Below are 15,928 nucleotides of genomic sequence, written 5' to 3'. Positions count from 1 at the left end.
TTGGCGATGGGGCCGGGTCCCGAACCCAGCAAAAGGAGGTCGCACCCAATGCGCCAGCCCTCGCACGCCCGTACCGGGCAGCAATCTCACCTCATTCAGTCCATCGTCCGCACAGCACTGCGCGACGCAGCAACCGCCAATACGTATCAAGACGCGCTCGATGCAACCGGCGCGGCACTGGCCGCGATCGCGGCGCTCGTCCGTGCGGAGGTGCGTCATGGCTGACCTGCGCTGCAAGATTGGCGATCTGGCGATCGTCACGAAATGCGACGCTCGCGCTCGCATCGGCATGCTGGTTGAGGTGGCGTCGGCTCGACCGACGCCCGATCACGATTGGTGCGTGCGAATCTTGGGCGGCCCCGTCTCGGGGCGCAGCGTCTATGACCGGCGGTTCGGCGAATTCACGCATGCAGCCGTCCACGACTGGAACCTCACGCCGATTCGCGGCGAAGCGGAGCTGGATTGCACGATCGACGTCGGGCAACTCCTCGCGTCGATTCTGGAGGTGCGCCATGTCTGAATTCCGCCTGCCGAACGAAGTCAAGATGATCGCCATGTGTGCGGCCCATCAGTTCGCCCAGCTCGAAGCCCTGTTCGATGCTGTCCGCTCGCATCTTGCCGAGGGCACTTACGAGCGCTCGCTCGTCGACATGGGGCAAAGCGTTGCGAGCCGGTATTCGGCCGAAATGCGCCGTACCGCGCAGCCGGAGGTGTGCCATGACTGATCAGCGTTTGCGAACCGCGGTTATCAATGGATTCGACAATGCGCCGCCGCTCGATACCGGCGCACCGATCGAGCTGCAATTCGCCGTCGACCTTGGCGCGATCTGCGCCGACGCATGGCTCGACCTGAAAGGCGACGTGCGGCTGCACGACTACGCGGCGCATCAAGCCGCTGCGTTCGCGCGCGGCATGGAAGCCGCCATGCAGGATGCGGGCGACGTCGACGCGCACCGCGTGACGATCAGCCGCCAAGCGTTCGCGGCTGGTCTGATGGGGCGTGTGCAGCAACACCTGTTCGCAGCGCTCGGCCTCGTCACGCGCGAACCGCGCACGACGCACTGAGGGCGCGGCCATGGCAAAGACGAACAAGAATGCCGTGCAACCGCTCGCGTCGCACTTCGTGGCCGAGGTGAACCGCCCCGATCGCAACCGCATCGGTACGCGGATCAGCGATGCGATGGAGCTGCTGGACAGCCTGCATTGGGCGGCCGACAGGGCCATGTCCGATGACGACTACTGGCTTGTGCTGAGCCTGTTCCGCGCGTCCCTGCCGTCGATCGGCGCGGCGCTGGAGGCGGCCAACGATGCGCTCGGCGAGTCGCGGCTCGGCCGCTACGTCTACAGCAACGACGTCACGGCTGGCGGTGCGGTTCTGTCGGTGCCTCGCGCGGCCGGCTGACGCTCCGCCGCTAGGCATCGTCGAATCATTCAATTCTTCGCGCGTCGGGTAGCTGCTTGCCCGATATGGACTACTAATCGGAAGTAGACCGACGCGCGTCCAGTGGGAACCTATGAGTAACGCACCCATGTCCGAATTCGAGCGGGCGAGAGTCGCGCTCGGCTATGTTCCGCCCGACGACCGCGACACGTGGCGTCAGGTGGGGATGGCGCTCAAGGCCGAGTTTGACGAGGAGGGCTTCGCCCTCTGGAACGAATGGAGCCAAGGCGCGCAGAACTACAACGGCAAGGACGCGCGCGATGTGTGGAAGTCGTTCAAGGGCGGCAAGATCACCATCAACACGCTGTTTCACCTCGCCAAGCTCGGCGGCTTCGATCCGCGCGCGCATCGGGCGAAGCCGGTCGATCCAGCGGAGCGCGAGCGGCAGAAAGCCGAACGTGCGGCTCGTGAAGCCGCTGAGCTGGCCGAACTGACCGAGAAACAGCAAACCGCGTCGACGCTTGCCGAATCGATCTGGTCGGCGGCCGAGCCTGCGCCGGCCGATCACCCGTACCTCGTTCGCAAGCGCATCCCGGTCGACGCGCTGCGCGTCTATCGCGGCGGCTTGTGCATCGGCACGGCCGCATGCGACGGCGCACTCCTCATCCCGGCCCGTGACGCGGATGGCAAGCTGTGGACGCTGGAATTCGTCCTGACGGACGGCCAGAAACGCTATCTGCCGAACGGCCGTAAGGCGGGCTGCTTCTCGTTGATCGGCGATCCGGTATCGTCCACGCTGCTGATTGGTGAGGGTTACGCCACATGCGCGACGCTCGCGGCCGCGACCGGCTACCCGGCCGCCGTCGCGTTCGACGCCGGCAACCTGCACGCGGTCGCGACGGCACTGCGCGGCCAGTATCCGGACGCGCGCATCGTCGTATGCGCCGACGACGATCACACGACGAAGGGCAATCCGGGCGTGACGAAGGCCCGCGCGGCGGCCGAGGCGGTCGCCGGCATAGTCGCCGTGCCCGACTTCGGTCCGAACCGCCCGGCGGCCGGGACAGACTTCAACGACCTGGCTGCGCACGTCGGCCCGCAAGCGGTGGCCGCCGCCGTGCGCGCTGCGGTCGCGCCGGCCGGCTCGTCGGATGCCGGCAAGGCCAAGGCAGCACTGCCCGCCGCGAGGCCCGCCAAGCGCCCGAAAACGGCCCGCGCGCAGGACGGCAAGTCGCGGTTTGTCGTCGACGACAAGGGCGTGTGGTTTCACGGCTTCAACAATCAAGGTGATCCGCTGCCGCCGCATTGGGTCAGCACGCGGATCGACGTGATCGCGGAGACGCGAAACGAGATGAACAGCGAGTGGGGCTACCTGCTCGAATTCACTGACCGCGACGGCATCCTGAAACGGTGGGCGGTGCCGGCCGGCCTGTTTGCCGGCGACGGCACGGAGCTGCGCCGCATGCTGCTCGACATGGGCGTGAAGCTCGGCGTGACGCAGATCGCCCGCACGCAGATCGCGAACTATGTGCAGATGGCGCAGCCGGACGAGCGCGTGCGCTGCGTGCCGCGCGTTGGCTGGCATCACGGCGCGTTCGTGCTGCCCGATCGCGTGATCGGCACCGGCAAAGAGGCGTTGATCTATCAGGCCGACACGCCGATCCAGAGTCAGTTCAAGGAGCGCGGCACGCTGGACGACTGGCAACGCGAGGTCGCCGCCTACTGCGTCGGCAATAGCCGGCTGCTGTTCTGCATCGCTACCGCCTTCGCTGGTCCGCTGCTGCACTTCTCCGGGCTTCAGTCGGGCGGCTTTCACTTGCTCGGCACGACGTCCAAGGGCAAATCGACGGGCGGCGTCATCGCCGCTTCCGTGTTCGGCTCGCCGGACTACGTGCGGAGCTGGAAGGCGACCGACAACGCGCTCGAAGCCGTCGCCACGCAGCATAGCGATGCGCTGCTGATCCTCGACGAAATCGGGCAGGTCGAGCCGCGCTTGGTTGGTGACGTGATCTACATGCTTGCGAACGAGTCGGGCAAGGCTCGCGCGTCACGTAGCGGCTCAGCAAAGCCGGTGCTCACGTGGCGACTGCTGTTCCTGTCGAACGGCGAAAAGAGCGTGTCCGCACTGATGGCCGAGGGTAACAAGCCGATGAAAGGCGGTATCGAGGTGCGCTTGCCTGCGATCCCGGCCGAGGTCGGCGAAATGGGCGTCGTGGAGAAGCTGCACGGGTTCCCGACGCCTGCCGCGCTGATCGAGCATCTAGAGCGGCACGCCGGCATGCACTACGGCACGGCCGGCCCCGCGTTCATCGAGTGGGCGTCGTCGCAGGCCGGCGAGCTGGCCGAGCACCTGCGCATGCGCGTCGATGAGCTGGTCGGGCAATGGGTGCCGGACGGCTCACATTCGCAGGTCGCACGCGTCGCCAAGCGGTTCTGCCTCGTCGCGGTGGCCGGCGAGCTGGCGACGGCGCACGGGCTGACCGGCTGGCCGCAGGGCGAAGCGGTCGAGGCAGCACGTCGCTGCTTCGAAGGCTGGCTTGAACTGCGCGGCGGGACGGGCAACTCGGACGAGGCGGAAGCCGTGCGGCAGGTACAGCATTTCCTCGCCGCGCACGGCGACAACCGTTTCGTGTGGATGAACCGGGCGCAGGACGACCATCGGCCGAACGTGCCGCATCGAGCGGGCTTCAAGCAGCACGTGAAGCGCGACGAGCGGCGAACACCCATTGCATCCGATCGCGAGTATTACGCCGAGTTCGGCGGCAAGATGAGCGCCGACGATGCGGAAAGCGTCGAGACGGAATACCTGATCGAAGCGGCCGTGTTTCGCAAGGACGTGTGCGCCGGCTTCGATCACAAGATCGTTGCGAAGGCACTGATGAAGCGGGGCGTGTTGATGCCACGTAGTGACGGCTACCCGTACCGGCAGGAGTACATCCCCGGCCACGGCAAGTTCATGGTCTATCGCGTGCTGCCGTCCATTTTCACGCTTGAGCTGTGAAAAGCACCGCCGCCGTCCGGGAGGGCGGTGGCGGACATTCCTTTGCGCGGCATTTTGGCCCGCGCGTCAAAGTTACTTTGAGCGACCCGCTCCAGATGGAACCGGGCCGGCGGCTGCCGCGAATCTTGCTGCCTCCGTAACAATCCAGCCCGGTTTATCTCCAGTATCTCCAGCGTTCTCCAAATCGTTTGGAGACACGCGAAGCCTTACCCCATAAGGCTTTGCGGCCGATTCAGGCGTTTATCTCCAAATCTCCAACTCGTTTTGCACTGAGCGGACAGGCGTCGACCGACCGCAGCGACCGCGAAGTCGGACGGGGCGCGGCTCTCCGGGATTTGACGGGCGTCGGAGACGTGTTTTCGAGGGGGGTGTCCGCGATGCGCCCCGATCGGGCATTGTTGCGCCCGTCGCAAGTATCGGGGCGGGCGGAAAGCGGGGGACCCTGCGTCTCGGCCAAAGACGCGGGGGCTCACACCCGCGTCTTTTCTCCACTGACGGCAAACATAGGGGGGGCACATAATAATAAGGGGCCAAATCACTCGGTGATCCTATGCCTAGACCGCTTGCGTTTTACTGGTGGGAAACGCACGGAAGGGGGTCATAACCATGCAGGGAAGCTATAGCCGGAACGCAGGGGGCAGATTTTGGGCAATGTCCCGCGACGCCGAGCCCTCGCGACGTAACAAAGGTTTGCTGTAGGCGTTCGGGGAGTGCGATGAAGTCGTGCGCGTTCGGCGATCAGCGGGAGTAGGTCGGTAGACCCCAGACCTTCAGCGATTCATGCAAAATCATGTCCGATCGACACTTTAAGAAAGTCTCCTCCATGAAAAATGCATATGCGTTTGTCGCATGCATTGTTGTGTCAATGCAGTCGATTGCGCAGACACAACATTGGCCTTTGTTCACGGTTAGCGGGCCATATTGGACGTACCCAACAAACTTGCCCGGCCAACACGATCCGTGTTTCTCGAAGGTGCTCTATACACGAGTCAACCTTTCATTCGAGATGCGATGTGAGAGTTGGGACGAACGTCAACACCGTCATTTCGGCATCGTGACTGGAGATGATAAAGACAGAGAGGGCCCCGAATATTCATTCCATAACCCTGTACTCTAATTTTGCACACCCTTGCTCGCGATAGATCCCTGATGCGATGGTTGAGGAGTCGTTGAGGGGCAGTAAGCGACAGGAACCTAGCCAAATATACGAGCAACTGAACCCCCGCTTCCTTTGGTGGTAGCGAGGGGGCGGGCGACATTGGGACACTAGCGGGCTGACGCGATACGGACGACCGCCGCTCCTGCCTTGAGGTGGTCGAGATGATCTCCCCATGCCTGCATCATTCGCCTGCGTTCCGGCAGATATTCAGCATGGACGTAGGCCGCCGTCACTTGATTGCGTTCGGCGTGCGCCATCTGGCGCTCTACAACGTCCCGACCGAAGCCGAGTTCACGCAGAGCCGTAGCCGCCAGCCCGCGAAAGCCGTGCCCGGTCATCCGCGACTTGTAGCCCATGCGATAGAGCGCGTAGAGCATCGTGTTGTTCGAAATGTGGCTTCGGCCTTGCACGCTGTAGAACACGAATCGATGCTGGCCGTTGAGGGCGCGGAGCTGAGCGAGTACGTCGAGCGCCTGTCGCGATAGAGGCACGATGTGCGGGTCGCGCATCTTCATGCGCTCTGGAGGCACGCGCCATTCTGCGGCGGCTTCGTCAAACTCCGACCATTCCGCACGGATCATTTCCGTTGTCCGCACGAAGGTCAGCGCCATAAGGCGGAGCGCGAGCCGGGTAACTAGGTCGCCTTGGTAGGCGTCAATGTCGCGCATGAGCTGCGGAATCTCCGTCGCCTTGACGCGTGCCATGTGCTGTACGCCCGGGCCTTTCTTCAAGACCGTCTGCGCGTCGATGTCGGCCGCCGGATTCCTGGAGCATCGCCCGGTCATGATTCCGTACTGGAAGACTGCGCGCGAGCGTTGGAGGATTCGCTTCGCCGTCTCGCGCACCCCGCGCGCCTCGACCTCGCGAACGATGCTGAGCATCTGCGGCGAGTCGATCTCCGCGATCGGGCGAGGGCCGATCTTCGGGAACACGTCAACCTCAAGCGAATTCAGCACCTTCTCTGCGTAGCCGTCGCTCCAGCCCGGGCGCTGGGAGTCGAACCACTCGCGGGCTACCGCTTCGAATGAGTTGGCCGCCGCGATCTCGGCGGCCCGTCTCGCGTCCTTCTTCGCTTCGCCCGGATCGACGCCGGCCGCGATCTGCTCGCGTGCCTCGTCGCGCTTCTTCCGTGCCGTCGCGAGCGTGACGGCCGGATACACGCCGAGGGCGAGCGTCTTCTGCTTGCCAAGGAAGCGGTAGGACAAGCGCCAGTACTTCGCGCCGTTCGGTTGGACGAGCAAGAACATCCCGTTGCCGTCCGTGAGTTTGTACGGTGCGGCGCTGGCCTTTGCGTTCCGTACCTGTATGTCAGTGAGAGGCATTGTTGGTATCTGTGTTGTTGGTATCTGCTGATACCAACAAAAATACCAACACTTTCTCCGGCTGTCACTGAGCAACGTTGGGTAGCGATGGGCGCGAGAAGGCCGCCAGACGGGCTTGAGCGGGGAGTTTCTTGTGAATCTTGGGGGAGGTTTGGGGCTTGGCTGGTCCCCCCGACAGGAATCGAACCTGTATCTAGCGCTTAGGAGGCGCTTGTTCTATCCATTGAACTACGGGGAGCGGATAGTTTGAGCGGGGAGGACGAACCCTTGTGAATCAGGCTCTTGGTCTTGTCCCGTGTGCGTTTCCGTGATTTCTACCTGCTCGCGCATGACGCGGAGTGACAGGCTGTGAAGCATAGTTTAACGCCCCGCCTGCTACAAATCGACCCTGTAGCAGCGTATGTGGATGACGCATTGCTTCAGTCCACAAACGGGGAATTTCATGGCTTCGATCCTCAAGATCGGCGACAGCTGGCGGGCTCAAGTCCGCCAGCGGGGACAGAGTATAGCAAAGACATTTCGAACCAAGGGCGCGGCTGAAGCATGAGCGCGCGAGATCGAAGGCGGTATCGACAAGGGGTAGCGTGCCGTCGACGAGCAGACGATCACCGTCGGCCAGCTGGTGCGCTTGTATCGAAGCGCGCGGAATGACTCCGGCCCGCCGGTCGCCGAGAAATCGAATGAAGACTACATGCTCAAGCCGCTGGAATGTCACTTTGATGATGAAGTGGTGGCGAAGCTGTCGACCAAGCGGCTGGTCAAGTTCGCGCAGGAGCGCAAGAAAGAGGGGCCGGCCAGTACACGATCAACACGGACATACGCAAGCTCGGGACCGTGTACAAGCACATGGCGTCACTACTCGATCTCCGATTGCCGCATGCCCCGAGCATTGCGCGTCCGACACTTGATCCAGCTCATCGGCCCCGGCAAGCATCGCGATCACTGGCCGACCCGCGGCGAAATCGTAAAAATCTTTCAGTGGTTTGCAGAGCATCCGGAGCGCGAGCAGGTGGTGCCCGATGTAATTCGCGTGGCGATGAAAGGCGCATTCCGGCGAGGCGAGCTGCTCCGATTGATGTGGTCAGACCTTGAAGTCGAGCGTAGGCTCGCGCTCGTCCGTGATCGCAAACATCCGCGACAGAGGAAAGGCAACGGCGAGTGGGTGCTGCTGATCGGCGACTCGCTCGAAGTATTGCTGCGTCAGGCACGATACCTGCCAGCAGTTCCTGTCAGAGCAACTGGCAGGAACTGCACCTTGCAAAGTGCGATTTACGACTTGAACTGCTTGCGGCGAAATACCCCATGCATCTCTGTCCCCCGTCCTCCTGTCACCCAGTGCATGGCTTCTTCAATAACCAGTTCGCGAACATGGAGTAAGTCTTCCCGGGAATCGAGATTGAAATTGTCGCAGTACGTTGCATCGGTCAATCGCCAAAGGAAGCAATTTCTTTTGTAGACGTCGACCGGAATGAGGTAGTTTTCCAGCGCTGATTCGAGTTCTTCACTTCTAATGCCCTCGAAGCAGCCGCTTGAAAAGTCATCATCAGGAACTGAGTCGTCAATTTTTCCAGTGTGGGCATTTTTTCTATACCGCTTAGGCAGGTTTTTGAAAGCACGATTGGCTGCAGATATCGCTCCGGGCCAAAGACGATTTCCATTTCTTCCGATCTGCTCGCCAATGCTCCAGAACTCGCCATCGGGCGTAAGGCGTTCGTTGATCTGGGTCAGAACCAGTTCGAGATTCGCGACATGGTGAAGAGCTGATACGCAGATGATCAGGTCGAAGGAGTCTTCCCCGGGAAGGCCATCATTAATGTCCCCAATCAGGCATCGCACGTTGTGGCCACTCTTCGTCTCTAAAAACCGGGCTGCCGCACGCTGGATCAGGTCTTCACTGGCATCGAGCAGGGTAAGATCAATCGGGGAAAGGCAATGTTTCGCGATCTCTTCCTCGATTCGTGCTGCGCCGGCGCAGAGCGACAAAACCCGGAGCGAGCGACCTCGGCTGAGGTCAGTGGCACGCGCGTAGAAGTTCGGTGGGGTCAGTGGAAGTATGCTGCCGAGACAGCGCTGCGCGAAACCAAACACGGGCTCACCTGGGTCAGGCTGTATCTGAGAGATAGCTCGCCGCAGTTCAGTCTCCTGCATGTAACGGAAACCGGAAGGGGAGCGAGATTGAGTGGCGCTGCTCTTTTCCAGGTTGACTTTTTTAGCCCTGCCGCTTTGGGTGCCGTACATCGAGTGTGTGTAGGCTGCGCCGGAAAAATGCGACACCTCGTTCTCCAACCGGGATTCATAGTTCGATAGAGCGTTGATGCGGGATAGTTCGTTTTGGTTTCCAACAACGAAGCGGGAAATTCCTATCGTTGAGCATCTCCGGTTCGGCGAGACGAAAGCAAGCTCGAACGATAGCGCGGCTCCTGAAAACTGGGACAACCCTAAATGAATCGTCTGACGGTGACGCACCTTGCACGCCAGCAAATGGAAGGTGGTCAACAATGAGGAACTGAATTTCCCCGTGCGTGAGTACACTTCGATAACCGCATCTTTGGCTCGATCCAACGGGGTGAGCAAAAAAAACTCCAGCACCAGAACATGCTCTTGCGAAATGGAAACGACGCTGGTAGTCACATTTTGCCCTGAATCGAGCAAAACTACCTTTTCCGATATTTGCGAGCCGCTTTGTATGAAGGTGAAGCGCTCGCCGCGGCTAACGGGTCGTGTGAAACGATCGCATGAGTCAAATTCGAGCACAAACATGTTTCCATGTCGCCTGGTATTGGCATTGTCAGCATGCAATATAGCGTCTGTTGCTTGAACCTCATCTTTGAAATGGCCGTTCATTATGCTTTCCGTTGCAAGAAAGTCTCTAATGCACCGATGCTCCACTGATTCAAGGGCGTCGTGGAGTGACCGTGCGCCGTCGCCTTAGGGGGCGGGATTACCCTACCAGCTTCGCATGCATGTCAAAGGCGTGCGATCAGGATATCAGGGGTGACTTCGGAATTCGGAAAAATCGTGCGCCACACATCTCGCGACCTGCCTGCATCAGCCAAGTGTCTGTAATGGTGCGCCACAAGATTGACGTTCCGGTTTCAGTACGAGGGCTCATCGGTGAATATTTTGGTTTGGTCCTCGAGCCATTTCAGAAAGCGCTGTCCCTTTGTCAACTGGTGTGAGCAGTGAGGCCAGGCCAAGTAGTAGCTAGAGGTATGCGAGGTCTCAATGTTTGTCACCCAAACGAGCTCGCCACGGGTTAACCATATGACGGGCGCTCAGAAATAACAAAGCCTGCCTTGAACGTAATGCCGTTCAGTTAAGCAACTGAACGGCATTTTTGTTTTGGAGGAGGCGTGGTTGTAAACGCAGCGCTGAGGTGTCAGCTTTTGGTGCGATGCTGCCTGATCGCTGCCCAACGAAACCGCTTCCTTCGTCAGCACTGCGGGCGATGGACGCACGCTGCGCACGGCTGACAGCCAGGCCAATCGTGAGCACTTTGGGGCGAAACGTTATGCCAGTGGCAAGGCGGCCAGCTACCCGCAGGTGCGGGCTGTCACACTGACCGCCATCCCGACGCATCTGGTGGCTGATATCAACTTCGGTGCCTATGACACCAACGAAATGATGTGCGCCCGAGACGGCACCTCAAGGTGCCTTAACTGAACGGCATTACCGCCGTGAGCGGTTTTTTTTGCCACGAATTTGCTGCGGCATGGGGCGAGAGGCGTGCCGGATAAAGCTTCCACCTCTCATTCCATCCCCTGAACTACGGGGAGAGCCATGTCCGGATGATCGCGCGAAAAATCGCGAACCGGACGGCGATGTGGACAGTGCGCCGACGCGCTTGTCGCGCGGTCAGCCGCGATCAGAAATCGACGACGACGAAATCTTCCTTGCCCACGTCGCACAGCGGGCACCGCCAGTCGGCGGGAATGTCGGCGAAACGGGTGCCGGCTGCGATGCCCTCGTCGGGCAGTCCTTCCGCTTCGTTGTAGACCCACCCGCAAATCAGGCAGACCCAGCTCTGGTATTCGGTGACTTCACTCATGTGGTGCTCGGGATATTGGAAACTCGGTGATGCCGTCCGCAGCCTCGCCGGCGGACGAAAGGCGCAATGGTACCGGAATTTCGCCGAACGCCTGCGCAACGTCGTTTTAAACGTACGCATCGCGAACAAGGCAACCGAAACACGCATGCCGTGTGTGCGGTGTATGCTTCCCGGGCTGTCCAATCATAAGGAGAATGCGATGCTGAACAGAAAGTGGATCGCGGGTGCGATGTGCGTGGCGGCGATGGCCGTGTCGACGGTCGCGCGGGCCGAGGCGCGCGTGTTTTTCGTCGAGCCGTCGGACGGCGCGACGGTGTCGAACCCGGTGCACGTGAAGTTCGGTCTGGAAGGCATGGAGCTTCGGCCGGCCGGCGACATGACGCCGAACTCCGGCCATCACCACTTGCTGATCGACGGCCGGCCGATCCCGAAGGGCGACGTGATTCCCGCGAGCGAACGTTCACTGCACTTCGGCAAGGCACAGACCGAAACCGACATCAAGCTGCCGCCGGGCCAGCACACGCTGACGCTGCAGTTCGGCGACGGCATTCATCGGTCGTACGGCCCCGAACTGAGCCAGACCATCAGCGTCAACGTCAAATAAGCGGTCACACCCGCGCGGGCGTCCCGGCCATCCCTGCAACGGGGACGCGCCCGCCCGCTGCCGGGTGCCTGCGACCCGCGCGCGGCGGCCGCCCACCGGCCGTCGCGGCCGGTCTTGCGGCATTATCCATCTGGCCATGCCGGTGGCGGCGTCCGCGACCGGTACAATGGGCGCTTCCGATTCCTCTCTCCGCCGTCTCCCCATGTCGCTCTACTCCATTACCGGCGCGCAGCTCGCGTTCGGTCACGTCGCGTTGCTCGATCACGCGGATTTCTCGCTGGAAGCAGGCGAGCGCGTCGGCCTGATCGGCCGCAACGGCGCGGGCAAGTCGTCGCTGCTGAAGATCGTCGCTGACCTTGCGAAGCCCGACGACGGGCTGGTCACGCGCCAGCAGGAACTCGTGACCGTCTATGTGCCGCAGGAGCCCGAATTCGAGCCGGGCGCGACGGTATTCGACGCGGTCGCGTCGGGGCTCGCGCACACGCGCGAACTGCTCGAGGAATACGATTCGATCGCGCACCGCCTCGCGGATACGCCCGAAGGCGCCGAGCACGATGCGCTGCTCGCGCGGATGAATGCACTGCAGTCGTCGCTCGACGCGCACGACGCGTGGAGCTGGCGTACGCGCGTGTCGATGACGCTCGCGCAGATCGGTCTGACGGACGGCGATGCGAGCGTCGACGCGCTGTCGGGCGGGATGCAGAAGCGCGTCGCGCTGGCGCGTGCGCTGGTGCTGCAGCCCGACGTGCTGCTGCTCGACGAACCGACCAACCACCTCGACTTCGACGGCATCCGCTGGCTGGAAGAATTGCTCGTCGCGCAGCGCGCGGGCCTGCTGTTCATTACCCACGATCGTGCGTTCCTCGACCGCGTCGCGACGCGCATCGTCGAACTCGATCGCGGCCGGCTGCTGTCGTACCCGGGCAATTTCTCCGCATACCAAACGCGCAAGGCGCAGCAGCTCGAGGTCGAGCGCGTGGAAAACGACAAGTTCGACAAGCTGCTCGCGCAGGAAGAAGTGTGGATCCGCAAGGGCGTCGAAGCGCGCCGCACGCGCAGCGTCGGCCGCATCGCGCGGCTCGAGCAGATGCGTCACGAGCGCGCGGAGCGCCGCAATTCGCAGGGCAACGTGAGGCTCGACGTCGCGCAGGGCGAGAAGTCCGGCAAGATCGTCGCGGAGCTGACCGACGTGACGAAGCGCTACGGCGGCCGCACGGTCGTCGACTGCTTCTCGACAACGGTGATGCGCGGCGACAAGATCGGCTTCGTCGGCCCGAACGGCGCGGGCAAGACCACGCTGCTCAAGCTGATTCTCGGCGAGCTGAAGCCCGACGAAGGCACGGTGCGAACCGGCACGAACCTGCAGGTCGCGTATTTCGACCAGATGCGTGCGCAGCTCGACCAGGAGAAGAGCCTCGCGGATACGATCAGCCCCGGCAGCGAATGGGTCGAGATCGGCGGCGTGCGCAAGCACGTGATGAGCTATCTCGGCGATTTCCTGTTCGCGCCGGAACGCGCGCGCTCGCCGGTGAAGTCGCTGTCGGGCGGCGAGCGCAACCGGCTGCTGCTCGCGCGCCTGTTCGCGCGCCCGGCCAACGTGCTGGTGCTCGACGAACCGACCAACGACCTCGACATCCCGACGCTCGAGCTGCTCGAAGAGCTGCTGGCCGACTATGACGGCACGGTGCTGCTCGTCAGCCACGATCGCGCGTTCCTCGACAACGTCGCGACGTCGGTGATCGCGGCCGAAGGCGACGGCAAGTGGCGCGAATATGTCGGCGGCTTCTCCGACTGGCAGATCCAGAGCGAGCGCTCGCAGCAACTCGCGCAGCAGGAAGCCGCGAAGCGCGCGGTCAAGGAAGCGGCGCCCGTCAAGGACGAGTCGGCGAAGAGCGCCGCGGGCCGCAACGCGCAGCGCACGGTGAAGCTGTCGTTCAACGAGCAGCGCGAACTGGATTCATTGCCGGAGAAGATCGCCTCGCTCGAAGAGGAGCAAAAGACGATCAACGCACAGCTCGAGGACGGTTCGATTTTTGCGAAGGACCCGCAGGAAGGCACGCGCCTGACCGAGCGGTTCGCGGCGATCGACGACGAATTGCTCGAGGCGCTCGAACGGTGGGAAACGCTCGAGGCGAAGCGCAAGCCGGCGTGACGCGTCGCGCGGCCGGCGGCGGCCGTGCACCCATCTCGCGATTGGCGCGCCACGCGGAACCAGTAGAATACCGCGCGTCCCGGGCCGCGCAGCGCATGCCGCGCGCCCGCTTTCGGAGCAGTCCAAGCACACCGTTGTTTCGATTCGCTTTTTTACGGAACTCAACGTTTTGTCCACGACGTTATCCACACGAGGTGTGGACAACGTCCCGATGAATGACGAAATTCAGCGCCTATGTCAACGAAGAAACCCAGCGCGGCCTATAGCGAAGCATCGATCAAGGTGCTCAAGGGTCTCGAGCCGGTCAAGCAGCGGCCCGGCATGTACACCCGTACCGAGAATCCGCTGCACATCATCCAGGAAGTCATCGACAACGCGTCCGACGAGGCGCTCGGCGGTTACGGCAAGCAGATCGTCGTCACGCTGCACGCCGACCAGTCGGTATCGGTCGACGACGACGGCCGCGGCATCCCGTTCGGCATGCATCCCGAGGAGGGCGTGCCGGTCGTCGAGATCGTGTTCACGCGTCTGCACGCGGGCGGCAAGTTCGACAAGGCCGCGGGCGGCGCCTACACGTTCTCGGGCGGCCTGCACGGCGTCGGCGTGTCGGTGACGAACGCCCTTGCGACGCGCCTCGACGTGACGGTCTGGCGCGAAGGCAAGATCGCCGAGCTCGGCTTCGCCGACGGCGACGTGGTGAAGCCGCTCACGACGCAAGGCGCGGGTCGCGGCGAGAAGAAATCCGGCACGCGCGTGCAGGTGTGGCCGAATCCGAAGTATTTCGATTCGCCGAACCTGCCGCTCGGCGAGCTGCAGCGCCTGCTGCGCTCGAAGGCCGTGCTGCTGCCGGGTGTCGAGGTCGTGCTCGTCAACGAAAAGACGGGCGAGCGCCAGACCTGGAAATACGAAGACGGCCTGCGCGGCTACCTGCTCGACGAAATGAACGGCAGCGAACTGCTGATCCCGCTGTTCGAGGGCGAGCGTTTCGCCGATTCGCGCTCGGGCGACGATACCTTCGCCGAAGGCGAGGGCGCATCGTGGGTCGTCGCATGGAGCGAGGAAGGCTCGCTGGTGCGCGAGTCGTACGTGAACCTGATCCCGACGCCGGCCGGCGGTACGCACGAGTCGGGCTTGCGCGACGGCCTGTATCAGGCCGTGAAGAGCTTCGTCGAGCTGCACAACCTGCAGCCGAAGGGCGTGAAGCTGCTCGCGGAAGACGTGTTCGCCCGCGTGTCGTTCGTGCTGTCGGCGAAGGTGCTCGATCCGCAGTTCCAGGGGCAGATCAAGGAACGCCTGAACAGCCGCGACGCGGTGAAGCTCGTGTCGTCGTTCTCGCGCCCCGCGCTCGAACTGTGGCTGAACCAGCACGTCGAGCACGGCAAGAAGCTCGCCGAACTCGTGATCAAGCAGGCGCAGGCGCGCACGCGCGCGGGCCAGAAGGTCGAGAAGCGCAAGAGCTCGGGCGTCGCGGTGCTGCCCGGCAAGCTGACCGACTGCGAGACCGAGGACATCGCGCGCAACGAACTGTTCCTCGTCGAGGGCGACTCGGCAGGCGGCTCCGCGAAGATGGGCCGCGACAAGGAATACCAGGCGATCCTGCCGCTGCGCGGCAAGGTGCTGAACACGTGGGAAACCGAGCGCGACCGGCTGTTCGCGAACAACGAGGTGCACGACATCTCGGTCGCGATCGGCGTCGATCCGCACAGCCCGGACGACAGCGTCGACCTGTCGAACCTGCGCTACGGCAAGATCTGCATCCTGTCGGACGCGGACGTCGACGGCTCGCACATCCAGGTGCTGCTGCTCACGTTGTTCTTCAAGCATTTCCCGCAACTGATCGAGCGCGGCCACGTGTGCGTCGCACGACCGCCGCTGTTCCGCGTCGACGCGCCCGCGCGCGGCAAGAAGGCCGCGCAGAAGCTCTATGCGCTCGACGATGGCGAACTGGAAGCGATCCTCGACAAGCTGCGCAAGGACGGCGTGCGCGAGACCCAATGGAGCATCAGCCGCTTCAAGGGTCTCGGCGAAATGAGCGCCGAGCAGCTGTGGGACACGACGATGAACCCCGACACGCGTCGCCTGATGCCCGTGAAGCTCGGCGAGCTCGACTACGAGGCGACCGTTGCGCGCATGACGATGTTGATGGGCAAGGGCGAGGCAGCCGCGCGGCGCGGCTGGCTCGAGGAAAAGGGCAACGACGTCGAAGCGGATATCTAGGCTTGACTCGATAAGCGCCCCGAGCGCGGCCGGGCAGGATGCCC

General features: G+C 62.7%; 12 protein-coding genes, 1 tRNA gene and 2 pseudogenes. 11 read left to right on the top strand and 4 right to left on the bottom strand.

Annotated elements, in window-relative coordinates; all coding sequences use genetic code 11:
* Positions 1-48 precede the first annotated feature (48 nt).
* From ACN22W_RS13270 to ACN22W_RS13245, 6 genes are all read left to right on the top strand, one after another.
* Positions 49-225: a hypothetical protein gene (locus ACN22W_RS13270; RefSeq protein ID WP_175863479.1), complete on the top strand. Its 177-nt coding sequence runs from the start codon at positions 49-51 to the stop codon at positions 223-225.
* Positions 218-520 carry a hypothetical protein gene (locus tag ACN22W_RS13265; protein WP_419684786.1) on the top strand — a complete coding sequence of 101 codons (303 nt, stop codon included), beginning with the start codon at positions 218-220 and terminating at the stop codon, positions 518-520. Before ACN22W_RS13270 ends, ACN22W_RS13265 begins: the two co-directional genes overlap by 8 nt.
* Positions 513-725 (top strand): hypothetical protein, encoded by a 213-nt coding sequence (locus ACN22W_RS13260; protein ID WP_419684784.1) that lies wholly within the window; start codon positions 513-515, stop codon positions 723-725. The genes ACN22W_RS13265 and ACN22W_RS13260 overlap by 8 nt, the downstream gene beginning before the upstream one ends.
* Complete coding sequence (locus tag ACN22W_RS13255) at positions 718-1,065, top strand: hypothetical protein (RefSeq protein WP_174904273.1); 348 nt, start codon at positions 718-720, stop codon at positions 1,063-1,065. The genes ACN22W_RS13260 and ACN22W_RS13255 overlap by 8 nt, the downstream gene beginning before the upstream one ends.
* Before the next feature lie 10 nt (positions 1,066-1,075).
* Positions 1,076-1,402 (top strand): hypothetical protein, encoded by a 327-nt coding sequence (locus ACN22W_RS13250; RefSeq protein ID WP_028358604.1) that lies wholly within the window; start codon positions 1,076-1,078, stop codon positions 1,400-1,402.
* Positions 1,403-1,529: 127 nt separating this feature from the next.
* Positions 1,530-4,382, top strand: coding sequence for a DUF927 domain-containing protein (locus ACN22W_RS13245; protein WP_419684781.1), 2,853 nt, complete (start codon positions 1,530-1,532; stop codon positions 4,380-4,382).
* Between the two features lie 1,266 nt (positions 4,383-5,648).
* On the opposite strand, the gene ACN22W_RS13240 is transcribed toward ACN22W_RS13245, so the two are convergent.
* Complete coding sequence (locus tag ACN22W_RS13240) at positions 5,649-6,863, bottom strand: tyrosine-type recombinase/integrase (protein ID WP_419684778.1); 1,215 nt, start codon at positions 6,861-6,863, stop codon at positions 5,649-5,651.
* Positions 6,864-7,026: 163 nt separating this feature from the next.
* A tRNA-Arg gene (locus tag ACN22W_RS13235) sits at positions 7,027-7,101 on the bottom strand.
* A gap of 162 nt (positions 7,102-7,263) precedes the next feature.
* Between ACN22W_RS13235 and ACN22W_RS13230 the strand changes: the two are divergent.
* Positions 7,264-8,091 (top strand): annotated as a pseudogene (locus tag ACN22W_RS13230) (site-specific integrase); the annotation flags it as partial.
* A gap of 41 nt (positions 8,092-8,132) precedes the next feature.
* On the opposite strand, the gene ACN22W_RS13225 reads toward ACN22W_RS13230, so the two are convergent.
* Complete coding sequence (locus ACN22W_RS13225; RefSeq protein WP_419684776.1) at positions 8,133-9,707, bottom strand: class I SAM-dependent methyltransferase; 1,575 nt, start codon at positions 9,705-9,707, stop codon at positions 8,133-8,135.
* A 597-nt stretch (positions 9,708-10,304) separates the two neighbouring features.
* Between ACN22W_RS13225 and ACN22W_RS13220 the strand changes: the two are divergent.
* A pseudogene (locus tag ACN22W_RS13220) lies at positions 10,305-10,499 on the top strand (DDE transposase); the annotation flags it as partial.
* A gap of 229 nt (positions 10,500-10,728) precedes the next feature.
* Here the strand turns inward: ACN22W_RS13220 and ACN22W_RS13215 are convergent.
* Positions 10,729-10,911, bottom strand: coding sequence for a rubredoxin (locus tag ACN22W_RS13215; protein ID WP_034190709.1), 183 nt, complete (start codon positions 10,909-10,911; stop codon positions 10,729-10,731).
* Between the two features lie 199 nt (positions 10,912-11,110).
* Between ACN22W_RS13215 and ACN22W_RS13210 the strand changes: the two genes are divergently transcribed.
* The 3 genes from ACN22W_RS13210 (at position 11,111) to ACN22W_RS13200 (ending at position 15,884) form a co-directional block, all read left to right on the top strand.
* Positions 11,111-11,515, top strand: coding sequence for a DUF4399 domain-containing protein (locus ACN22W_RS13210; RefSeq protein WP_412023287.1), 405 nt, complete (start codon positions 11,111-11,113; stop codon positions 11,513-11,515).
* Positions 11,516-11,681: 166 nt separating this feature from the next.
* Positions 11,682-13,667: an ATP-binding cassette domain-containing protein gene (locus tag ACN22W_RS13205; RefSeq protein WP_419684773.1), complete on the top strand. Its 1,986-nt coding sequence runs from the start codon at positions 11,682-11,684 to the stop codon at positions 13,665-13,667.
* Positions 13,668-13,901: 234 nt separating this feature from the next.
* Positions 13,902-15,884: a DNA topoisomerase IV subunit B gene (locus ACN22W_RS13200; protein ID WP_129512683.1), complete on the top strand. Its 1,983-nt coding sequence runs from the start codon at positions 13,902-13,904 to the stop codon at positions 15,882-15,884.
* Positions 15,885-15,928: the final 44 nt, after the last annotated feature.

It is taken from the genome of Burkholderia theae (assembly GCF_048565265.1).
GTDB lineage: Bacteria > Pseudomonadota > Gammaproteobacteria > Burkholderiales > Burkholderiaceae > Burkholderia > Burkholderia theae.
This window is presented reverse-complemented; position numbering and strand designations above follow the sequence as displayed.